Here is a 20,824-nt window from a genome sequence, read left to right as displayed (position 1 = left end):
CGGCACTCCCCCAGCCTCCGGCCGGGGGGACCCCCAGAGCACGCACCTGACGCCGCGCGGCCGCCCTCCGGGCGACGACGGGAATTGTCAGACAGACCCTAGTCCTGTGCCGCCTCCCGCAGCCGCGCGAACTCCTCCGCCATCGTCGCCGCCGTCCAGTGGGCGTTCAGCCCGCTGGGGTTCGGCAGCACCCACACGCGGGTGTCCCCGATCGTCCGCTCCTGCGGGCCCACCCGGGCCCCGCGGTCGGCGAAAGCCGCACGGTAGGCCGTGACGCCCACCACCGCCAGCCAGCGCGGGCGGGTTCGCGTCACCTTCGCCGTCAGCAGCTGCCCGCCCGCGACGTACTCCTCGGCCGTCAGCTCGTCGGCGCGCGCGGTGGCCCGCGCCACCACGTTCGTGATGCCGAGCCCGTACGACAGCAGCTCGTCCTGTTCCGCGGGCTTCAGCAGCCGCGGGGTGAAACCGGAACGGTGCAGCACCGGCCAGAAGCGGTTGCCGGGGCGGGCGAAGTGGTGGCCGCTGGCCGCCGACATCAGGCCCGGGTTGATGCCGCAGAACAGCACATGCAGACCGTCCGCGATCACGTCCGGGACGAGCCGGTCGCGGGCGGCCTCCAGCTGTGCCGCGGTGAAGCGAGGGGAACGGCCGGTCAGAGAATCGCTCCGGGGGTGTACCCCGCGGCCTCGGGGTGCTGCTTGACGATCTCCTCGACGCGGCCGACCACGACACCGACCTGGGCGGCCGCCGCGCCGGTGAAGGAGAGCTTGTCCGCCATCAGGGCCGCCAGCCGCTCACGGTCGAGCGGCAGCCGCTCGTCGGCGGCCAGCTTGTCGAGCAGGTCGTTGCGCTCGGCGCCCTGCTCGCGCATCGCGAGCGCGGTGGCGACCGCGTTCTCCTTGATCGCCTCGTGGGCGACCTCGCGGCCGACCCCCGCCCGCACCGCGCCCATCAGCACCTTGGTGGTGGCGAGGAACGGCAGGTAGCGGTCCAGCTCGCGGGCGACGACGGCGGGGAACGCCCCGAACTCGTCGAGGACCGTCAGGAAGGTCTCCAGGAGGCCGTCGAGCGCGAAGAAGGCGTCCGGCAGGGCAACCCGGCGCACCACCGAACAGGACACGTCGCCCTCGTTCCACTGGTCGCCCGCCAGCTCGCCGGTCATCGAGGCGTAGCCGCGCAGGATCACCATCAGGCCGTTGACGCGCTCGCAGGACCGCGTGTTCATCTTGTGCGGCATCGCGGAGGAGCCGACCTGACCCGGCTTGAAGCCCTCGGTGACCAGCTCGTGCCCGGCCATCAGCCGGATCGTCTTCGCGAGCGAGGAGGGGGCCGCCGCCAGCTGCACCAGCGCGGTCACGACCTCGTAGTCGAGGGAGCGCGGGTAGACCTGGCCGACCGACGTGAACGCCTGCGAGAAGCCCAGGTGCCGGGCGATCCGGTCCTCCAGCTCGGCCAGCTTCGCCGCGTCCCCGCCGAGCAGGTCCAGCATGTCCTGGGCGGTGCCGACCGGGCCCTTGATGCCGCGCAGCGGGTAGCGGCCGAGCAGTTCCTCGACCCGGCCGTACGCCACGAGCAGTTCGTCGGCGGCGGTCGCGAAGCGCTTGCCGAGGGTGGTGGCCTGCGCGGCGACGTTGTGGGAGCGGCCGGCCATCACCAGTTCGGCGTACTCGCCGGCCAGCTTGCCAAGCCGGGCCAGGACGGCCACCGTGCGGTCGCGCACCAGCTCGAGCGAGAGCCGGATCTGCAGCTGTTCGACGTTCTCGGTGAGGTCACGGGAGGTCATGCCCTTGTGCACGTGCTCGTGCCCGGCGAGGTCGTTGAACTCCTCGATCCGCGCCTTCACGTCGTGCCGGGTGACCTTCTCGCGCTCGGCGATCGAGGCCAGGTCGACGGTGTCGAGGACCCGCTCGTAGTCGGCGATCGCCGCGTCCGGCACCTCGATGCCGAGGTCCTTCTGGGCCCGCAGCACGGCGAGCCAGAGCCGGCGCTCCAGCTTCACCTTCTGCTCGGGCGACCAGAGCGTGGCGAGTTCGGCGGAGGCGTAGCGTCCGGCGAGGACGTTCGGGATGCGGGGCTTGGCGGCTGCGGCAGAGGTCACGTGTACGGATTCTACTGGTCGATTCATGCAGGCCAGCGCCACGGCCCCGGTCGTGTGAAGCTACGAGAGCCACGTCACGGCTGGGGCAGGTCGGCGAGTTCCGCCAGCACGTCGGCGTGGCACCGCTCGGGCGCGCACCAGCACGCCAGCGTCCTGCCGCGCAGTTCGGCCACGAGTTCCAGCAGGTCGGGACGCTCCAGCAGATAGGCGCGGTACATGGCCATCACCTCGGCCCGGGTGCCGTCCCGCTTGCGCTTCGGGGTGTCGTAGGCGAAGGGGTTGCGGAGCGGGTGGGCGGGCAGGTCCCAGCCGCCCATGGTCCAGCGGCGGCCGACGTAGACGACGTCCGCGGGGGCGTTCTGGAGCCGGGGGCCGAACTCATGGATCCGGCCCCTGACACTGATCACCCGAGTGTGCACAGGACCGACGCTACGCCTCGTACGGCAGCAGCTCCGGCCGCTTCGGCGCGCGGTCGTCTCCGGAGGAACGGCCGGAGAGCCTGCGGCCTATCCACGGCAGCAGGTGCTGCCGGGTGAAGCGGGCGTCCGCGACCCGGCGCGCGACCCAGCCGGGCGGCGCGGTGGCCGGCATCGGGGTGTGCCACTCGGTGTCCTCGGGGTCGTGGCCGAGGGCCTGCCAGACCGCCTCGGCGACTCTGCGGTGCCCTTCGGCCGTCAGGTGCAGGCGGTCCACGTCCCACATCCGGGGGTCGGCCAGCGAGGGCGCGCCGTACAGGTCGACCACGAGGGCGCCGGTGCGCCCGGCCAGTTCGTCCACGCAGGCGAACAGCTCCTCCATGCGCGGCCGGAACCGATCGAGCACCGGGCCCTGGCGGCCGGGGCTGCGCATCAGCACCAGCTGTTCGCAGGCCGGCGCGAGCCGCTCCACCGCCTCGGTGAGCAGATCCCGGACCCGGCCCATGTCGCACTTGGGGCGGAGCGTGTCGTTGAGGCCGCCGACCAGGGTGACCACGTCGGGCCGCATCGCGACCGCCACGTCGACCTGCTCCGCGACGATCTGTCCGATCAGCTTGCCGCGCACGGCGAGGTTGGCGTAGCGGAAGCCGGGGGTCCGGGCGGCCATCCGGGCGGCGAGCACATCGGCCCAGCCCCGGTAGGAGCCGTCGGGCAGCAGGTCCGACATGCCCTCGGTGAAGGAGTCGCCGACCGCGACCAGGCTGGAGTGTGCGGGAGGCACAGGGTTCGTCTGCATGGCGACAGAAATGGTATCCCCAGGCCCATACCCGTCGGTCGGTCGGTCCGGTGGCCCCCCGTCCCCAACGGGGCGGGGTGGTCCACGCGGCGGACGGGGCCTGGTGGCCACCGCCCCGTCCGCCGCCGGCTCACGCATGCTGGCCGAACAGCTCCCGCAGCACGTCCTCCATGGTCACCAGGCCCGCCATCCGCCCGTCGTCGCCGAGCACGCCCGCCAGATGGGTGCGGCTGCCGCGCATCGCGGTGAGCACGTCGTCCAGCGGTGTGTTCTCGCGCACCCGTGCGATGGGCCGCATGTCCCGCAGCCGGAACGCCACGTCCTGGGACGGGGCGTCCAGCGCGTCCTTGACGTGCAGATAGCCGACGATCCGCCGTACCTCGTCGACCACGGGGAAGCGGGAGAACCCCGACTCGGCCGCCAGCCGCTCCAGCTCCACCGGGGTGACGCCCACGCGCGCGTACACGACGCGTTCCAGCGGTACGACCACGTCCCGTACGGGTCGGCGGCCCAGTTCCAGGGCGTCGTGCAGCCGCTCCTGCGCCCGGTCGTCGATCAGACCCGCCTCGCTGGCGTCCTTGACGATCTCGGCGAGCTCGGCGTCCGTGAAGGTCGCCGACACCTCGTCCTTGGCCTCCACGCGGAGCAGCCTGAGCAGGGTGTTGGCGAACGCGTTGATCGTGAAGATCACCGGACGCAGCGCACGCGACAGCGTGACCAGCGGCGGTCCGAGCAGCAGGGCGCTGCGCACCGGCTCGGCCAGTGCCACGTTCTTCGGCACCATCTCGCCCAGCAGCATGTGCAGGTAGGTCGCCAGGGCCAGCGCGATCGCGAAGGACACGACGTGGCCCGCGCTCTCGGGCACGCCGACCGCGTGGAACACCGGCTCCAGCAGGTGCTCGATCGCCGGCTCCGCGACCACGCCCAGCACCAGCGTGCACAGCGTGATGCCGAGCTGGGCGGCGGCCAGGAGCGCGGAGACGTGCTCCAGACCCCACAGCACGCTCCTGGCCCGCCGGTCGCCCGCCTCGGCGTACGGCTCGATCTGGGAGCGGCGGACGGAGATCAACGCGAACTCGGCGCCGACGAAGAAGGCGTTCACCACCAGCGTCGCCAGACCGATCAACAGCTGTACGGCGGTCATCGCCGGGCCCCCTGCTCCGTCTCGTCGTCCAGCGGTGCGTGCAGCAGCACCCGGGACGCCCGCCGCCCCGCCGCGTCCACCACGTCCAGCCGCCAGCCGGCGACCTCGACACTGTCCCCGGTCTCGGGTATCCGCCCGAGCTGGGCCGCGACGAGCCCGGCCAGCGTCTCGTACGGCCCCTCCGGCGCCTTCAGCCCCACGCGCGCGAGCTGGTCCATGCGGGCCGCGCCGTCAGCCGAGTACAGCGCGTGGCCCTGGTCGTCGGCGCCCGCGGGGGCGAGATCGGGGGTCTCGTGCGGGTCGTGCTCGTCGCGGACCTCGCCGACGACCTCCTCGACGATGTCCTCCAGCGTGGCCACGCCGGCCGTCCCGCCGTACTCGTCGATGACGACGGCCATGGTGCGCCGGCCGCCGAGGCGGTCCAGGAGACGGTCGACGGTGAGGGACTCGGGGACCAGCAGGGGTTCGCGCATCACCTGGTCGACCCGGACCCGGGCCCGCTCCTCGGCGGGCAGCGCCAGGACGTCCTTGATGTGGGCGGTGCCGACGACCGCGTCCAGGCTGTCCCGGTAGACCGGGAACCGGGACAGGCCGGTCGCGCGGGTCGCGTTCGCCACGTCCTCGCAGGTCGCCCGGACCTCCAGGGCGACCACCTGGACGCGCGGGGTCATCACGTTCTCCGCGGTGAGGTCGGCGAGGTTCAGCGTGCGCACGAACAGCTCGGCGGTGTCCGGCTCCAGCGCGCCCTGCTTGGCGGAGTGCCGGGCCAGCGCCGCCAGCTCCTGGGGCCCGCGCGCGGAGGCCAGTTCCTCGGCCGGCTCCACGCCGAAGCGCCGAACCACCCGGTTCGCGGTGTTGTTCAGATGGGTGATGAAGGGCCGGAAGGCCGCACTGAACCAGCGCTGGGCGTTGCCCACCCGCTTGGCGACGGACAGCGGCGAGGAGATCGCCCAGTTCTTGGGCACCAGCTCGCCGACGACCATCAGGAACACCGTGGACAGCGCGGTGCCGATCACCAGTGCGACCGAGCTCGCCGCCGAGGCCGGGACGCCGATCGCCTCCAGGGGCCCGGCCAGCAGCTTGGCGATCGAGGGCTCGGCGAGCATGCCGACCACCAGATTGGTGACCGTGATGCCCAGCTGGGCCCCCGAGAGCTGGAACGTCAGGTGCCGTACGGCCTTGAGGGCGCCCGCGGCCCCGCGTTCGCCGCGCTCCACGGCACGCTCCAGCTCGCCGCGCTCGACCGTGGTCAGCGAGAACTCGGCCGCGACGAAGGCACCGCAGGCGAGTGAGAGCAGGATCGCCACCAGCAGCAGGAGCACTTCGGTCATCGGGTCACCTCCGTCCCAGGATCGGACAGGGCGGACGGGACCGCGCGGTGTTGCCGGCGCTGAGGACTGGGAGGCTCGCCCATGGGCGGACGCTCACACACCTTTCATGGAGAAACGGGACGACCCCTCAATGGTAAAGGATCGGCAAAGCGTGTCACTCGGTGGCCGCGGCCAGCGGCTTCACCCACCGACGCCACTTCTCCTCGGGCGCGTACCCCGCCGCGCGCCAGGCATGGTGGGCGGTCTCGTTGCGCACCAGCACCATCGCGTCCCCGCGCCGCCCGCCGAGCCGTACGAAGCGTTCCTCGGCGGCCGCCAGCAACGCCGAGCCGACACCCCGGCGGCGCCGCGCCGGGTGCACCGCCAGCCGGTACAGATGGCAGCGCCAGCCGTCGAAGCCCGCGATCACCGTCCCCACCAGTTCGCCGTCGAGCTCGGCGAGGAGCAGGGCCCCGGGATCCCGGGCGACCAGGCGGTCCACCCCGGCGCGGTCGTCGCTGATGCTGGTGCCCTCGGCCGCCGCCTTCCAGAAGGCGAGCACGGCGTCCAGATCGTCGGGCGCGGCGGCCCGTACGCGCAGGTCGGTCATGTGCCGATCCCACCACGTCGGCCTGTGCGGGCCGGTCAATTCCAGTATGCGGACGGACCGGCCGGGGCGCTTCGCCGCCGGCCCGGGGCGCCTCAGTCGTGCGCGATGGCGGCGAGCACGTTCATGCGGGACGCGCGCAGCGCCGGCAGCAGCGCGGCCACGATGCCCACGACCGCCGAGCCGATCACGACCGCGACGATCGTGCCCCACGGGACGGCCAGTGCCTTCATGCCCTGGAGCGCCAGCACCCGCTGCGTGCACACGCCCCACACCAGGCCGAGCGCCAGCCCCAGTACGGCGCCGAACACCGCGATCACCACCGACTCCAGCCGGATCATCCGGCGCAACTGCCGCCGGGCCAGCCCGATCGCGCGCAGCAGCCCGATCTCCCGGGTGCGTTCCACCACGGAGAGGGCGAGGGTGTTGACCACGCCGAGCACCGCGATCACGATCGCGAGGCCGAGCAGGGCGTACACCAGGTAGAGCAGCACGGAGATCTGGTCGTGGACCAGTTTCTTGTAGTCGGCCTGGTCGCGGACCTGCACCTGCGGGAACGGGGCGAGGGTCCGCTCCAGGTTCGCGCGGAGCCGGTCGGCGCTCGTGCCCGCGGACCGGTTCACGTACAGCGACGAGTCCTGGCCGTCGGGGATGTACTTCTCCACGGTGGCGATGCCGAAGAACAGCCCGCCCTGGGTGCCGAAGCCGCTGCCGCCGTCCTGGCCGGTGAGGGCACCGACCCGCAGCTCGGCGGTCCTGCCGCCCGGGAACTCCACGGGGAGCTCACTGCCCAGCCGCACCCCGTGGTCCTCGGCGAAGCCGACGTCCATGCCGAGACCGCCGTCGGCCAGCGCCGCCGCGCTGTCGCCGCCCCGGTAGGTGACATGGGCGACCCGATCGACCTGCGGATCGTACCCGGCGGCGGTGGTGGTGACCCGCTTGCCGTCCGGCAGCCGGACCGCCACCGGCGCGAACCGCTGCCGTACGACGAGCCCCACGCCCTCGGTGCCGCTGACCTTGTCGGTGATCTCCTTGGTGAACGGCAGGAAGTTGCCGTTCTGGATCACGAAGTCGGCACCCAGCGTCTTGTCGATCTGCTGGTCGAACGACCTGGACATGGAGGCGCTGGCCACCGACATCCCGCCGACCAGGGCGAGGCCCACCATCAGCGCGGCGGCGGTGGCACCGGTCCGGCGCGGGTTGCGCAGGGCGTTGCGCTGGCTCATCCGGCCCACCGAGCCGAACAGCGCGGGGAAGGCCGCGCCGAGGACCCGGATCACGGGCCGGACCAGCAGCGGTCCGGCGATGACCGTCGCGATCAGGGTGAGGACGACGCCGAGACCGAGCAGCGAGGCGGCGGAGGCGGTCCTGGTGGCCGCCGCGCAGCCCGCGAGGGCGGCCGCCCCGAGCGCCCCCACGACCGAGCCCACGACGGCCCGCACCTTCAACGGCTTGCCCACACCGCCGATCTCGGCGTCCGCGAGCGCCGCCATCGGAGACACGGCGGCCGCGCGCCGGGCGGGCAGATACGCGGCGACGAAGGTGACCCCGACGCCCACGACGTACGAGGCGAGGGGTGTGGGCCAGCCGATGACCATCTCGGTGGCCTTGAGGTTCATGCCGAACGCGGTCATCAGCCCGATCAGTCCGAACGCCAGCCCGATCCCGGCACCGAGCCCCAGCGTCGAGCCGACCAGGCCGAGCAGCGCGGCCTCGGTGAGCACCGACCGGCGGACCTGCCGCCGGTCCGCGCCCAGCGCCCGCAGCAGACCCAGCTCCCGGGTGCGTTGGGCGATCAGCATGGAGAAGGTGTTGACGATCAGGAAGACACCGACCAGGGTCGCGATCCCGGCGAAACCGAGCATCACGTACTTGATGACGTCGAGGAAGCCGCCGAGGTCCGCCGCCGAGGACTTCGCCTGCTCGTCGGCGGTCTTCAGGTCGTACGTCCCGGTGCCGATGGCCGCGCCGATCCGCCGTTTGAGCACGGCGTCCGGCACGCCCTTCGCCGCGTCCACCGAGATGCTGGTGGCCCGGCCGGGGGAGCCCAGCAGTTCCCTGGCCGCGACCGCCGGGTCCAGGTAGACGAGGGCGGCACCGGGGTTGGTGGTGGTGAAGGTGGCGATGCCGACGATCTCGACGCGGAAGCTGCCCGGCCGCGCCTGCACGGTCAGGGTGTCGCCGATGCGGACGTGCTTCCTGTCGGCGGTGTCCGCGTCGAGGAGGGCCTGCCCCGCGCCCCGCGGGACGTGCCCCGAGGTGAGTCTCACGGGACTGCGGTGGGTGAGGTACCAGTCGGTGGCGATGGTCGGGGCACCGGTCGTGGGGCCGACCGACTTGTCGTGCCGGTCGACCACCACGATGTTCTGCACCGACACGTCCGCGTGCGCCGCGGCGACCCCGTCGACCTCGGCCACCCGGTGCGCCAGCGCGGCGGGCACGGTTGCCACGGCCCCCGTCGGCACCGACGACTTGAGGTCCTCCTTCGGCCGCACCGTCACATCGGCGGAGGTGGAGGCGAACAGCCGGTCGAAGGTGCGGGTGACGGTGTCGGAGAAGATCAGGCTGCCCGCGACGAACGCCACGGACAGGACGATGGCCAGCGCGGACAGCAGCAGCCGACCCTTGTGGGCGAGGAAGCTGCGCAGGGTTGCCTTGAGCACCGGCTCAGTCCTCCCCGGGCCGCGGGGAGAACAGCCGCATCCGTTCCAGCACGGCCTGCGCGGTGGGACTCTCGATCCGGTCCACCAGACGGCCGTCCGCGAGGAAGAGCACCAGGTCGGAGTGGGCGGCGGCGCTCGGATCGTGGGTGACCATGACGACCGTCTGCCCGAGCCGGTCGACCGCCTCCCGCAGGAACCCCAGCACCTCGAGGCCCGCCCGGGAGTCCAGGTTGCCCGTGGGCTCGTCGGCGAAGATCAGCTCCGGGCGGGAGGCCAGCGCCCGGGCACAGGCCACCCGCTGCTGCTGACCGCCGGAGAGTTGGGCCGGCCGGTGTCTCAGCCGGTCCCGCAGCCCCAGCGTGTCGACGACCTGGTCCAGCCACTCCTGGTCGGGCTTGCGGCCCGCGATGTCCATGGGCAGCGTGATGTTCTCGGCCGCGTCGAGCGTCGGGATCAGGTTGAACGACTGGAACATGAACCCGATCCGGTCCCGGCGCAGCCGCGTCAGCTCGCGGTCCTTCAGCCCCGTTATCTCGGTGCCGCCCAGCCACACCTGACCGGCCGACACGCTGTCCAGCCCCGCCAGGCAGTGCATCAGGGTGGACTTGCCCGAGCCCGACGGGCCCATCACCGCGGTGAAACGGCCGCGCGCGATGTCCACGTCCACCGAGTCCAGCGCGAGCACGGCCGTCTCGCCCGCCCCGTACGCCTTGGTCAGTCCGCGGGCGCGGGCCGCGATCCCGTCGGCCCTGGCCGCCTTCGCAGCTGCTGTGGACAAGCCTGCCTCCCCCGGTCGCGACTCTTTGCCCGGGGCGAGCGTAGTGTGACCCGCCGCACAGGCGGTATCACATTTCGGTCCCGATGCGCGCTTGCCGTTGCTAGCGTTCCGGCGCTAGCTTCGAGGTATGGCTAAGACCCAGCTGAACGTGCGGGTGGACGAGGGCACCGCCAAGGCGGCCCGCGAACGCGCCCTCGCGCGCGGCATGAGTGTCAACCGCTACATAGAGGAACTGGTCATGCAGGACACGGGTGAAGCGGGCCGGACCTTCGTCGAGGCCGCCGCCGACTTCATGAAGCAGTACGAGTCCGTCTTCGCCGAGGAGTTCGGGGAGACGCACGGTACCGACACCTCTGACAAGACCGAAGGCCGTCACTGATCCCTTGAGCGACCTGACCATCGACCTCGCCTGGCTCCTCATGCTCGCCGAGCAGAAGACCCCCGGTGACCCGCAGGTCACCGACTGGGGCGCGCTGATCGCGGCCGTGGCCCGGCACCAGGCCGAGATATTCGACGTCCCCGTCTACGACACCCCGCACGCCCGCGCCGCGGCCCTGCTGCAACTCCTCATCCACGTCCCGGCGCTGGAGCGTTCGAACGCTCTGTTCGCGTCCTCGGTCGCGTACGCCTACCTGGTCGCCAGCGGCCTGAAGGTCGCCACCTCGCCGGAGCAGGTCCGCGACCTGGCCCGGCTGGTCAAGACCGACGGGGCCAGCGTCGCCGACATCGCCGAGGAGCTGCGCAGCTGGAGCCTGTGAGCGGCTGAGCGGGCTCTCAGGCCCCGGGCTCCGGAGGGCGCCGCGCGACCCCCAGCACGCAGTACGAGGACGGCAGCCGCGGCCCGGTCTCCGGCACCGACAGCGGCCGGTACGGGCCGAGTTCGAACCCGGCCGCACGCAGGGCGGCGACCGGCTCGCGGGACAGCCGGCAGCCGCCGGCCAGCACCGGCCACACCGTCCTGTCCAGGGCCCGCTGGGTGAACCGCATCACCGGGCCGCCGCCCCGGCCGTGCTCGAAGAACCGCAGCTCACCGCCCGGCCGCAACACCCGCCGTACCTCCGCGAGCGCCCGCGGCACGTCCCGGACGCTGCACAGCACCAGCGACAGCACCGCCGCGTCATAGGCCTCGCTCTTGACCGGCAGCGCCTCCGCCGCGCCCGGCACCACGTCCACCGGGACCTCGGCGCGCACGGCCGCCTGAGCCGCCAGCAGCCGCAGGGTGCGCTCCGGTTCGATCGCGACCACCTCCGCCACCGAACCCGGATACCGCGCGAAGTTCAGCCCGTTGCCCGCGCCGATCTCGATCACTCGCCCGGACAGCCCCGACAGCAGTCGCTCCCGGATCGCGGCCATCCCCAGTCGGGTCTCGGCGGTCACACTGCACCGCGCGTAGAAACGGGCGAACAGCGGGTGGTGGACGGGATCCCGCACCGGTGTCCCGGCACTGAGGGACATCAGCCGCATGACGACCTCCCGGACGGAAGGAAGCAGGTCTACGGTGATTGTCCCCCGAAGGAGCCCGTCGCACCCCCGCTGCCCGCGGCGGCTCAGGAGATGAAGGCACGCACCTGCTCGTACACGCCGTGGTCGTTGTTCATGTCGGTGTGCGAGATGCACCCGACGTCCACGTTGGTCGCCCCGCTCAGCTCCGCCGAGGAGTTCGGGACGACGGCCGCGTCGCAGTCCGACCAGTACGCCGCGTAGGAGACGCTGCCCGGCGTCTCGTCACCGGAGTTCAGGGCGGTCAGGAAGGAGCTGCCGGTCTGCATCTCCTTGCAGGACGTGTAGAGCCACCCGCACAGCGAGGCGATGCTCGTGCCGTGGTTCACCCCGGCGACCGACACGAAGTGGTCCACGTACGAGGTCCCGCCGAGGTTCTTGAGGTAATAGCGGCTGTTGAGCGCACCCATGGAGTGCACCACCAGGTCGACCTTCGAGGCGCCGGTCCTGGAGAGGACGGACTGGATGTACGTCGCCAGCGTCGAGGCGGTGGTGACGTTCGACTTCGTCCAGTCGTACGAGATCGCATACAGCTCGGAGGACGAGTAGCCGTCCGCCTCGAAGTCGGCGATCCAGTCGTTCCAGCTGCTGGAGTCGCCGCTCAGACCGTGCACGAACACGATCGGGTCGTGGCTCGCCGCCTGCGCGGGAGTCGCGGCCAGGGGGAGTGACAGAAGGAGCGAACCGGCTATCGCCGACAGAGCCGTTGCGATGCGACGCTTGGCGCGTTGCATGATGCCTCCTGAAACGGGTGGGGTTGGTCAGGAGTGTCGGGACGGGTCTACGCGCGCCGCATCGGCTAAGTCGCCAGTCTTTACGAGTCAACTAACTCGCCAGTAACGTCATTCGTGTGGTGATACCGGTGAACCCCCCACCTCTGGACCGCACTTCGCCACCGTGGACCACCGACGCGGGGCCGAGCCCGGCTTCGGCGCTCCCCGAGGGCGTACGCGCCCGGCTCCGGCGCCTCGTGTACGAGGACCAGCGCGCCGCGGCCGAACTCGTGCCGCGCCTCACCGAACGTCAGGCCGCGGGCGCCGACCCGCTGCCCGTGGAACCGGCCGAACTGGCACCGCGGTTGCTGGGCACCCTGCGCCGGGAGATCCGCGCCCTGCCCGACGACACCCGGCTGCTGCTGCTCCTCGCCGCCGCCGACCAGTACCCGGTCACCACCCACGCCTTCCTGCGCGCGGTCACCGCCGTCCGGGTCGACACCCGCCCGCTGGAGGCCGCCGAGACCGCCGGGATCGCCCACGCCGGCGCCGGCGGGGTGTCCTTCCGGGACGCCTGGACCCGGATCGCCGCCTACGAGACCGCCTCACCGGCCGACCGGCGCGCGGCCCACCAACTGCTCGCCCGGGTGCTGGGCGGCAAGGCGGAGACGACCCACCGCTCCTGGCACCGGGGCGCCGCCGCGCTCGGCCCCAGCGCCCGGCTCGCCGCGGAACTGCGTCTGGCCGCCGACCGGGCCCGCGCGGAGGGCAGACCCGCGCTCGCCCGCGCCCTCGCCGAACGCGCCGCCGAACTCAGCCCGGACCCGGTGGCGGAGGCCGGGCTGCTCGCCGCGGCCGCCGCCGACGCCTGGCGTTCCGGCGAACCCGACCGGGCGAGACGGCTCGCCGCCCGCACCGACAACCCCGCCCTGGGCGGGGTCCTCGCCCTCAGAGCCGGCAACGCCGCCGAGGCCTTCGACGCCCTGCTCACCGCCGCCGTACGGCAGGAACGTTCCGTCGATGCCGCGGCCCTGCTCGCGCTCGCCACCGAGGCCGCCGTGTACACCGGCGACCTCGGACGCTGCCGCGAGGCCCAGGCCGTGGCCCACTGGCTGGGACTGGCCCCGTCCGGCGTCCTCGCCGGGCTCGCCGCCGCATTCGAGGGCCGCTACGACGAGGCCCGGGTCCTCCTGAAGGGCACCGCGGGACGCTGCGGACCCGGCGGCGCCCCCGGCCCGCTGATCCACTCCGGCATCGCCGCCCTGCTGCTCGGCGACCCCACCCGGGCCGTCGCCGCCACCCTCCGCGCCGCCGCCTCGGCCCGGGCCCGCGGCACCCCGGGGACGGTCGTGCAGGCCATGGAGTTCCGCGTCTACGCCGACTTCTGGACCGGCCGCACCCGGTCCGCCGAGGCCGCCGCCCAGGAGGCCCTCACCCTGGCCCACGCCACCGGGCAGGACAACGGCGCCTGCCATCTCCGGGCCGCCCTCGCCATGTTCGCAGCGGTCACGGGCGACGAGGAGGCCTGCCGGGAGCGCGCGGCGGCCGTCCGGTCGTACGCCCTGGCGCACGGGCTGGGCCTGGCCGCCGCCCTCGCCCAGTGGGCCCTCGCCTTCCTCGACCTGACCCACGGCCGCTTCCCCGCCGCGGCGGCCCGGCTGCGCGCCCTCGCGGGCTTCGGCCCCGGCCACGGCCACCGGGCGATCCGGCACCTGGCCACCCCGCACTACGTCGAGGCCGCCGTCCGCACCGGCGACACCCGGGTGGCCCGCACCGCGCACGCCGACTACCACCGCTGGGCCACCGCCGTCCGCAGCCCCGACGACCTTGCGTTGAGCGCCCGCTGCCGGGCCCTGCTCGCTCCCGGCGCCGAGGCGGTCCCGCACTACCGAGCCGCGCTCGACCTGCACGCCCGCGGCACCCGTGACTTCGAACGCGCCCGCACCGAGCTGCTGTTCGCCGGCGCGCTGCGCCGGACGCGGCAGCGCGCCGAGGCCAGGGACCGGCTGCACAGCGCCCTGGAGGCCTTCGAGTCCTTCGGCGCCCCGCACTGCGCCGCCCAGGCCCGCGCGGAACTGCGGGCCCTGGGGGCGCCGTTGGCCTCCCACCCGGGTGTGGATCCGGCCGCCGTGCTCACGGCGCAGCAGCTGACGGTCGCCCGGATGGCGGCGGAGGGGGCCACCAACCGCGAGATCGGCGACCGGCTCAACCTCAGCCCGCGCACCATCGACCACCATCTGCGCGGTGTCTTCGCCCGGTTGGGGATCCGCTCCCGGATCGAACTGGTCCGGCTGCTCGGCGAGTCGTCCTAGAGATCCTTGGAATCTCCGGCAGGTCGGGTGCGGCTGTGTGGGGGCTGGTCGCGCAGTTCCCCGCGCCCCTTCGGGGGCGCCGGGTGAGGCGCCCCTCCAGGGACGCGGGGAACTGCGCGACCGGCCACGACGGCGCCGCACCCGACGGACGGACCGTCGGCCTACGCCGCCTCCCGTGCCCGGAACGCCTCCGCGTCCCAGCTGCCGTCCAGGCGGGCCGACAGCCAACTCGGGGCCAGCGCACGGAAGTCGTCGGGATCGAGGGCACCCGCTCCGGCGGGCGGCGCGCCCAGCAGCGGTGCCCCGGCGACCTCCGGCAGGTCCGCGACGTTGCAACGCGACGCCAGGTCCGGTGCGGCGGGCCAGCTCCCGATCACCACGCCGACCAACTCCAGCTCACGGGCTCGCAGTTCGCGGGCCGTCAGCTCGGTGGCGTTGAGCGTGCCGAGACCGGCCGACGCCACCACGAGCACCGGCGCGTTCAGCAGCCGGGCCACGTCCGCCAGCGTGCCGCCGGCCTCGTCGAACCGGACGAGCAGCCCGCCCGCCCCCTCGACCAGTACCAGGTCGTGCTCGGTGGCCAGCTTGGCGGCCGCCTCCGCCACGTCCTGCGGACACACCGGGGGCAGCCCCGCCCTCCTGGCCGCCGTCCCCGGCGCCAACGGCTCCGGGAAACGGGCGACTTCGGCCGCCGTCACGGCGCCCGCGAGCCGCGCGACCTCGTCGGCGTCCCCGCGCTCGTCCGGGCGTAGGCCGGTCTGCGCGGCCTTGAGGACCGCCACCGAGCGGCCGGCCGCGACCGCGGCGGCGGCGACCGCCGCCGTGGTGACGGTCTTGCCGACCTCCGTGCCCGTCCCCGTGATCACCAGGATCGGCATGTTCATCCCTCCCGCGCCGCGGCACACACCGCGCGCGCGATCCGTGCCACGTCCGCGTCACCGGTGACGTACGGCGGCATCGTGTAGACCAGGTCGCGGAAGGGGCGCAGCCACACGCCCGCGCGCACCGCGGCCGCCGTCGCGGCCTTCATGTCGACGTCGTGGTCGAGCTGGACGACCCCGATGGCGCCGAGGACCCGGACGTCCCGGACCCCGGGGAGGTCCCGGGCCGGGGCGAGCCCCTCCCGCAGGCCCGACTCGATCCGCTTGACCTCCGTGCGCCAGTCCTGCCCCAGCAGCAGCCCGAGCGAGGCGCAGGCCACGGAAGCGGCGAGCGGATTCCCCATGAACGTGGGCCCGTGGGCCAGTACCGGCACATCGCCCCGCGAGATCCCCTCGGCCACCCGGGACGTGCACAGCGTCGCCGCCATGGTCAGGTAACCGCCGGTCAGCGCCTTGCCCACGCACATCACGTCCGGCGTGACGGCCGCGTGGTCCGCCGCGAACAGCGCCCCCGTGCGTCCGAAGCCGGTCGCGATCTCGTCGAACACCAGCAGCACGTCGTGGGCGTCGCACGCCTCGCGCAGCACCCGCAGATAGGCGGGGGAGTGGAACCGCATCCCGCCCGCGCCCTGGACCACCGGCTCCACGATCACCGCGGCCAGTTCGTGCGCGTGCCGTTCGACCATCGACCGCAGCCGGTCGGCGTACCGCTCGTCGTACTCCGCCGGGGGCGCGTCCGCGAAGAGCTGGCGGGGCAGCACCCCGGACCACAGCTCGTGCATCCCGCCCTCGGGGTCGCACACGGACATCGGCTGCCAGGTGTCGCCGTGGTAGCCGCCGCGCCAGGTCAGCAGGCGCTGCTTCGCCGGACGGCCGAGGGAACGCCAGTGCTGGAGGCACATCTTGATCGCGACCTCGACGGACACCGAACCGGAGTCCGCCAGGAAGACGTGCTCGAGACCCTCCGGAGACATGTCGACAAGGAGCTTCGCCAGCCGGACGGCGGGCTCGTGGGTGAGCCCGCCGAACATCACATGGCTCATCCGGCCGAGCTGGTCGCGCGCGGCCTCGTTGAGCACGGGGTGGTTGTAGCCGTGGATCGCCGACCACCAGGAGGACATGCCGTCGACCAGTTCGCCCGAGCCGTCCGCGAGCCGCAGCCGGACCCCGCTCGCCGACTCCACGACGAGCGGTTCGGCCCGGCCGGGCATCGGACCGTACGGATGCCAGACGTGCCGCCGGTCCAGTTCCAGCAGCTCGGGGAGGCTCAGGTCAGGCATTGGGCGCGAGGTCCGTTCCGGCACCCCGGCGGCGGACGGCGACCAGGTCGGTGCGGGGCTCGTTGGCGACGGCCGTACCGCACACGTCCGCGTGGGAACCGGAACCCTCGTGGGAACCGCACCCCGACGCGCACCCGGCGTCCGACCCGCACCCGGCGTCCGCGTGCGACCCAGGGACCGCGTCCCTGGCCTCGGCCCGGTGCCGGGGCAGCGTCGTCTCGTCGGACCCCTCCACCACGAACCCGGCGTCCGCGATCATCTCCAGGTCGGCCTGGCCGGCCTGGCCCTCGGTGGTCAGGTAGTCGCCGAGGAAGATCGAGTTGGCCAGGTGCAGGGCCAGCGGCTGCATGGTGCGCAGATGCACCTCACGGCCGCCCGCGATGCGCACCTCGACGTCGGGGCAGACGAAGCGCACCATCGCCAGGATGCGCAGACAGCGCTGCGGGGTGAGGTTCCACTCCTTGGCCAGCGGAGTGCCCTCGACCGGGATCAGGAAGTTGACCGGCACCGAGTCCGGGTCCAGCGCGCGCAGCGAGAAGACCACGTCGACCAGGTCCTCGTCCGTCTCGCCCATGCCGGCGATCAGCCCGGAGCACGCCGAAAGGCCGGCCGCGTGCGCCTTGTTGACGGTGTCCACCCGGTCGGCGTACGTGTGCGTGGTCGTGATGTCCCCGTACGTCCCCTCGGACGTGTTGAGGTTGTGGTTGTAGGCGTCCGCGCCCGCCTCGCGCAGCCGCTCCGCCTGACCGTCGGAGAGCAGTCCGAGGCAGGCGCACACCTCGACGCCCTCGTTCTGCTCCTTGATCGCCTTGATGGTGCCGGCGACCCGGTCCACGTCCCGGTCGGTCGGACCGCGCCCGGAGGCCACCAGGCAGACCCGCTTGGCGCCCCCGGCGAGGCCCGCGGCCGCCGCCCTGGAGGCCTCGTCGGGTTTGAGCCAGCTGTACTTCAGGATCCCGGTCGAGGAGCCGAGGCGCTGCGAGCAGTACGAGCAGTCCTCCGGGCACAGGCCCGACTTGAGGTTGACCAGGTAGTTGAGTTTCACGCGCCGGCCGAACCACTGCCGGCGCACCTTGCCCGCCGCGGCCACCACGTCCAGCACGTCGTCGTCGGAGGTCGCCAGCACGGCGAGCGCTTCCTCGCGGGTCGGCAGCTCGCGCCGAAGCCCCTTGTCCACCAGCGTGTTCAGCAGGTCCATGAGAGCCGATCCTGTACTACGAGGCTGCTCCGGGCCAAGGAGAGTTCGCACAACCCTGTCAGATCGACATGTGGGTATCGCCACACAGTGGGTGGCCGACGCTCCCGCTAGGGTCTGTTCATTGCCTACAAAAGCACCGGAGGGGCCATGGCGTTCGGCTGGATCGACGAACAGGCGGAACTCCGCCGCCGCGCCGGGCTCGTACGGAACCTGCGCCCCCGTCCCGCCGACTCGCCGCTGCTGGACCTGGCGAGCAACGACTACCTGGGCCTCGCCCACCATCCCGAGGTCGCCGAGGGCGCGGCCGAGGCCGCCCGGACGTGGGGCGGCGGCTCCACCGGCTCCCGACTGGTGACCGGCACGACGGAGCTGCACACCGAGCTGGAGCGCGAGCTGGCCGGGTTCTGCGGGTTCGAGGCGGCCCTGGTCTTCTCCTCGGGCTACGCGGCCAACCTCGCCGCCGTCACGGCGCTCGGCCCGCACGGCTCCCTGATCGTCTCCGACGCCCTCAACCACGCCTCCCTGATCGACGGCTGCCGGCTGGCGCGGGGGACCACGCAGGTCGTCGGGCACGCCGACCCGGACGCCGTGCGCAAGGCGCTCGGCACGCGCGAGGGGCCCGCGCTGGTCGTCTCCGACACGGTGTTCTCGGTCGACGGCGACGCGGCGCCGCTGGCCGCACTGGCCGAGGCGTGCCGGGAGCGCGGCGCCGGACTGCTCGTGGACGACGCCCACGGGCTCGGGGTCGTCGGGGACGGCGGGCGGGGCGCGCCGTACGCGGCCCGTCTCGCCGGGGCCGACGACGTGGTGGTCACCGTGACCCTGTCCAAGTCGCTGGGCAGCCAGGGCGGGGCCGTGCTGGGGCCCGCCCGGGTGATCGACCACCTGGTGAACGCGGCGCGGACCTTCATCTTCGACACCGGTCTGGCGCCCGCCGCCGCGGGCGCGGCGCTGGCGGCCCTCAGGCTGCTGCGGCGCGAGCCCGCCCGCGCGGCCCGGGCCCGCGAGGTGGCCGCCGAACTGCACGCACGGCTGACCGCCGCGGGCCTGTCGGCGGTACGACCGGACGCCGCGGTGGTCTCCGTGCGGGCCCCGTCCCCGGAGGAGGCCGTGCGGTGGGTGGCCGACTGCCGGTCGGCAGGCCTGGCCGTGGGCTGTTTCCGTCCGCCTTCCGTGCCGGACGGCATCTCACGGCTCAGGCTGACCGCCCGTGCCGACCTCTCCGGGGCCGAGATCGAACGCGCTGTACGTGTGATCGGCGAGACACGACCATGAGTCGGCGTGACACGGCCGGGCCTTGCGCGCATGCGGATACGGAATCGGTTGCCGGCTGATCAGCCGGTGAACGTGGCCACGAAACCCGCCCAGCTCTCGGGGGAGAAGAGCAGCGCGGGCCCGGCGGGGTGCTTGGAGTCGCGTACGGCGAGCAGCCCGGCCGGTGGGCCGGAGTGCGGCCGTGCCGTCTCCACGCAGTTGTTCGCTCCGGTGCTGTAGCTGCTGCGCAGCCATCGCACACCGGGCAGATCCGTACTTGAAGGTACATTCCGAGGCAGTGCAGTCATGGTGCCTCCTTACGCGCCGTCACCTATCCCGGCGATGTAATCCAACGAGTCCTCGGGTGAAAGGGCGTGGATCTGAAGGGTGTTGAAGGCCTCCGCGTAGGCCTGGAGGTCTTCTTTCCGTTCGAGGTAGAGGCTACTCGTCAACTGGTCGAGAACAACCACATCCAGATCGGAAGTGCGCGGAAATGAGAAGATTACGAAAGGGCCGGTGATGCCGATATGCGCCCCCGCGGCGAACGGCAGCACCTGGAGCCGCACCTGCGGCAACCGGGCCGCCTCCGTCAGCCGCTCCAGCTGGCGGGCCATCACCCCCGGGCCGCCCACCTCCCGGCGCAGCACCGCCTCGTCCAGGACTGCGCTCAGCTTGAGCGGCGGATCGCCCCGTAGCACGTCCTGCCTGGCCAGACGTACCTCCACCAGCGCGTCGAGGGCCTCGTCGTCGAGCCCGTCGGCGGCCGCCCGGGTCACCGCGCGGGCGTACTCGGCGGTCTGCAGCAGCCCCGGCACCACCGAGGTCTCCAGCGTGCGCATCGCGCCCGCCTGCGACTCCAGGCTGATGAAATCCCGGTAGGCGGGCGGCAGCACCCCTCGATAGGCGTGCCACCAGTGGTGTCGCCCCGCGGTGTCCTCCGACCCCGCCAATACCAGGAGCAACTCGCGCAGTTGCCCCTCGGCCACCCCGTAGGCGTCGAGGAGTAACCGCACATCGGCCGGTTTCACACCGCTGGCGCCGGTCTCGATCCGGCTCACTTTCGACTGGTGCCAGCCCACCAGGCGGGCGGCCTCGCCGCTCGTGAGACCCGCACCGGTGCGCAGCATGCGCAGTTCGGTGCCCAGTTTCCGGCGGCGTACCGCGGGACCGTTCTGCATGGGCTACTCCCTACTCAATCTGGCCGCCCATATACGGTCCGGTGTCGCAGAGTTCACCGCTTCGAGCGACAGATATATGCACATCTTGGTGGATCGCTCCCCGTGACCGCCCCCGTGATGGCAGTCTGGCGGAGAAGTACCAGTCCGGGACCGTACTCGAACCATCCCCACCGTGCCGGACCCCGGTCCCGAGGAAGTCGGACTCCGGTCCCGAGGAAAGGGACGACGTCGCCATGGCAGACCACCTGGAAGCATCCGTCACCCTGCCGAGCGAACCCGCCTCGGTCGCCGCGGCCCGGGCGTATGCGCTGGACACCCTCGCGGAGTGGGGACTGCCACCGGAGACGGAAACGGCGGACACCATCCGCCTCATCGTCTCCGAACTCGCCACCAACGCCGTGCAGCACACCTTCGGGCAGTCGCCCACCTTCACGCTGGACCTCGTCCTCGACCGTGACGAGCACCTGCGCATCGGCGTCACGGACAGTCATCCGCGCTTCCCCAGGAGACTTCCCGCCGCGGTCCAGCAGGACAACGGCCGCGGCATGGTCATCATCCGCTGGCTCACCGCCGAGTACGGCGGCAGACTCCGGGTCCGCCCCACCCGGGAGGGCGGCAAGACGGTCTTCGTCGAACTGCCCTGGACGGTCCCGGCCCACCCCGTCACCGCGGTCGGCCAGCAGGAGCCGTAGCCCT

At 72.8% G+C, this 20,824-nt stretch carries 21 protein-coding genes; 5 read left to right on the top strand and 16 right to left on the bottom strand.

The window, feature by feature from the left end; translation table 11 throughout:
- Positions 1–98: 98 nt before the first annotated feature.
- From mug to AB0958_RS33755, 9 genes are all read right to left on the bottom strand, one after another.
- Positions 99–587 (bottom strand): G/U mismatch-specific DNA glycosylase, encoded by a 489-nt coding sequence (gene mug, locus AB0958_RS33795; protein WP_366894284.1) that lies wholly within the window; start codon positions 585–587, stop codon positions 99–101.
- A 65-nt stretch (positions 588–652) separates the two neighbouring features.
- On the bottom strand, positions 653–2,125 hold the full coding sequence (gene purB, locus AB0958_RS33790; protein WP_366894283.1) for an adenylosuccinate lyase: 1,473 nt from the start codon (positions 2,123–2,125) through the stop codon (positions 653–655).
- 47 nt (positions 2,126–2,172) lie between these two features.
- On the bottom strand, positions 2,173–2,517 hold the full coding sequence (locus AB0958_RS33785) for a DUF4326 domain-containing protein (protein WP_366894282.1): 345 nt from the start codon (positions 2,515–2,517) through the stop codon (positions 2,173–2,175).
- Between the two features lie 10 nt (positions 2,518–2,527).
- Entirely contained in the window at positions 2,528–3,310 is a 783-nt protein-coding gene (locus tag AB0958_RS33780; RefSeq protein ID WP_366894281.1) for an SGNH/GDSL hydrolase family protein, read from the bottom strand.
- A 130-nt stretch (positions 3,311–3,440) separates the two neighbouring features.
- A complete protein-coding gene (locus AB0958_RS33775) occupies positions 3,441–4,454 on the bottom strand; it encodes a hemolysin family protein (protein WP_366894280.1) in 1,014 nt (337 codons plus the stop codon).
- Entirely contained in the window at positions 4,451–5,785 is a 1,335-nt protein-coding gene (locus tag AB0958_RS33770; protein ID WP_366894279.1) for a hemolysin family protein, read from the bottom strand. The genes AB0958_RS33775 and AB0958_RS33770 overlap by 4 nt, the downstream gene beginning before the upstream one ends.
- A gap of 154 nt (positions 5,786–5,939) precedes the next feature.
- On the bottom strand, positions 5,940–6,374 hold the full coding sequence (locus AB0958_RS33765) for a GNAT family N-acetyltransferase (RefSeq protein ID WP_366894278.1): 435 nt from the start codon (positions 6,372–6,374) through the stop codon (positions 5,940–5,942).
- A gap of 92 nt (positions 6,375–6,466) precedes the next feature.
- A complete protein-coding gene (locus AB0958_RS33760; protein WP_366894277.1) occupies positions 6,467–9,034 on the bottom strand; it encodes an ABC transporter permease in 2,568 nt (855 codons plus the stop codon).
- 4 nt (positions 9,035–9,038) lie between these two features.
- Complete coding sequence (locus tag AB0958_RS33755) at positions 9,039–9,812, bottom strand: ABC transporter ATP-binding protein (protein WP_366894276.1); 774 nt, start codon at positions 9,810–9,812, stop codon at positions 9,039–9,041.
- A gap of 127 nt (positions 9,813–9,939) precedes the next feature.
- Here AB0958_RS33755 and AB0958_RS33750 point away from each other — a divergent pair, with 127 nt between their 5' ends.
- Together AB0958_RS33750 and AB0958_RS33745 are read left to right on the top strand one after the other, a co-directional pair.
- Positions 9,940–10,191 (top strand): toxin-antitoxin system HicB family antitoxin, encoded by a 252-nt coding sequence (locus AB0958_RS33750; RefSeq protein ID WP_366894275.1) that lies wholly within the window; start codon positions 9,940–9,942, stop codon positions 10,189–10,191.
- A 4-nt stretch (positions 10,192–10,195) separates the two neighbouring features.
- Positions 10,196–10,570, top strand: a complete 375-nt coding sequence (locus AB0958_RS33745) for a fic family toxin-antitoxin system, toxin component (RefSeq protein WP_366894274.1) — start codon at positions 10,196–10,198, stop codon at positions 10,568–10,570.
- 16 nt (positions 10,571–10,586) lie between these two features.
- Here AB0958_RS33745 and AB0958_RS33740 read toward each other — a convergent pair whose 3' ends face one another.
- Both AB0958_RS33740 and AB0958_RS33735 read right to left on the bottom strand, forming a co-directional pair.
- Positions 10,587–11,276 (bottom strand): class I SAM-dependent methyltransferase, encoded by a 690-nt coding sequence (locus tag AB0958_RS33740; protein WP_366894273.1) that lies wholly within the window; start codon positions 11,274–11,276, stop codon positions 10,587–10,589.
- An 83-nt stretch (positions 11,277–11,359) separates the two neighbouring features.
- Positions 11,360–12,046: a triacylglycerol lipase gene (locus tag AB0958_RS33735; RefSeq protein ID WP_366894272.1), complete on the bottom strand. Its 687-nt coding sequence runs from the start codon at positions 12,044–12,046 to the stop codon at positions 11,360–11,362.
- Positions 12,047–12,165: 119 nt separating this feature from the next.
- Here AB0958_RS33735 and AB0958_RS33730 point away from each other — a divergent pair, with 119 nt between their 5' ends.
- Positions 12,166–14,337 (top strand): LuxR C-terminal-related transcriptional regulator, encoded by a 2,172-nt coding sequence (locus AB0958_RS33730; protein WP_366894286.1) that lies wholly within the window; start codon positions 12,166–12,168, stop codon positions 14,335–14,337.
- A gap of 161 nt (positions 14,338–14,498) precedes the next feature.
- Here AB0958_RS33730 and bioD read toward each other — a convergent pair whose 3' ends face one another.
- From bioD to bioB, 3 genes are read right to left on the bottom strand one after another with little or no spacing between them, the layout of a single operon-like run.
- Positions 14,499–15,215: a dethiobiotin synthase gene (gene bioD, locus AB0958_RS33725; protein ID WP_366894285.1), complete on the bottom strand. Its 717-nt coding sequence runs from the start codon at positions 15,213–15,215 to the stop codon at positions 14,499–14,501.
- Positions 15,216–15,217: 2 nt separating this feature from the next.
- Positions 15,218–16,498, bottom strand: coding sequence for an adenosylmethionine--8-amino-7-oxononanoate transaminase (locus AB0958_RS33720; protein ID WP_366894271.1), 1,281 nt, complete (start codon positions 16,496–16,498; stop codon positions 15,218–15,220).
- Positions 16,491–17,696: a biotin synthase BioB gene (gene bioB, locus AB0958_RS33715; protein WP_366894270.1), complete on the bottom strand. Its 1,206-nt coding sequence runs from the start codon at positions 17,694–17,696 to the stop codon at positions 16,491–16,493. The genes AB0958_RS33720 and bioB overlap by 8 nt, the downstream gene beginning before the upstream one ends.
- Positions 17,697–17,843: 147 nt before the next feature.
- Here bioB and AB0958_RS33710 point away from each other — a divergent pair, with 147 nt between their 5' ends.
- Positions 17,844–18,971, top strand: a complete 1,128-nt coding sequence (locus AB0958_RS33710; RefSeq protein ID WP_366894269.1) for an 8-amino-7-oxononanoate synthase — start codon at positions 17,844–17,846, stop codon at positions 18,969–18,971.
- Between the two features lie 59 nt (positions 18,972–19,030).
- Here the strand turns inward: AB0958_RS33710 and AB0958_RS33705 are convergent, their stop codons facing one another.
- A complete protein-coding gene (locus AB0958_RS33705) occupies positions 19,031–19,258 on the bottom strand; it encodes a DUF397 domain-containing protein (protein ID WP_132887853.1) in 228 nt (75 codons plus the stop codon).
- A gap of 9 nt (positions 19,259–19,267) precedes the next feature.
- Positions 19,268–20,128, bottom strand: coding sequence for a helix-turn-helix transcriptional regulator (locus tag AB0958_RS33700; protein WP_366894268.1), 861 nt, complete (start codon positions 20,126–20,128; stop codon positions 19,268–19,270).
- Between the two features lie 233 nt (positions 20,129–20,361).
- Between AB0958_RS33700 and AB0958_RS33695 the strand changes: the two genes are divergently transcribed.
- Complete coding sequence (locus tag AB0958_RS33695; protein WP_366894267.1) at positions 20,362–20,820, top strand: ATP-binding protein; 459 nt, start codon at positions 20,362–20,364, stop codon at positions 20,818–20,820.
- Positions 20,821–20,824 lie beyond the last annotated feature (4 nt).

The organism is Streptomyces sp. NPDC006655, from assembly GCF_040703965.1.
Classification (GTDB): Bacteria; Actinomycetota; Actinomycetes; order Streptomycetales; family Streptomycetaceae; genus Streptomyces.
Note: the sequence above shows the minus strand (reverse complement) of the source record. Positions and strands in the feature narration are given on the sequence as shown.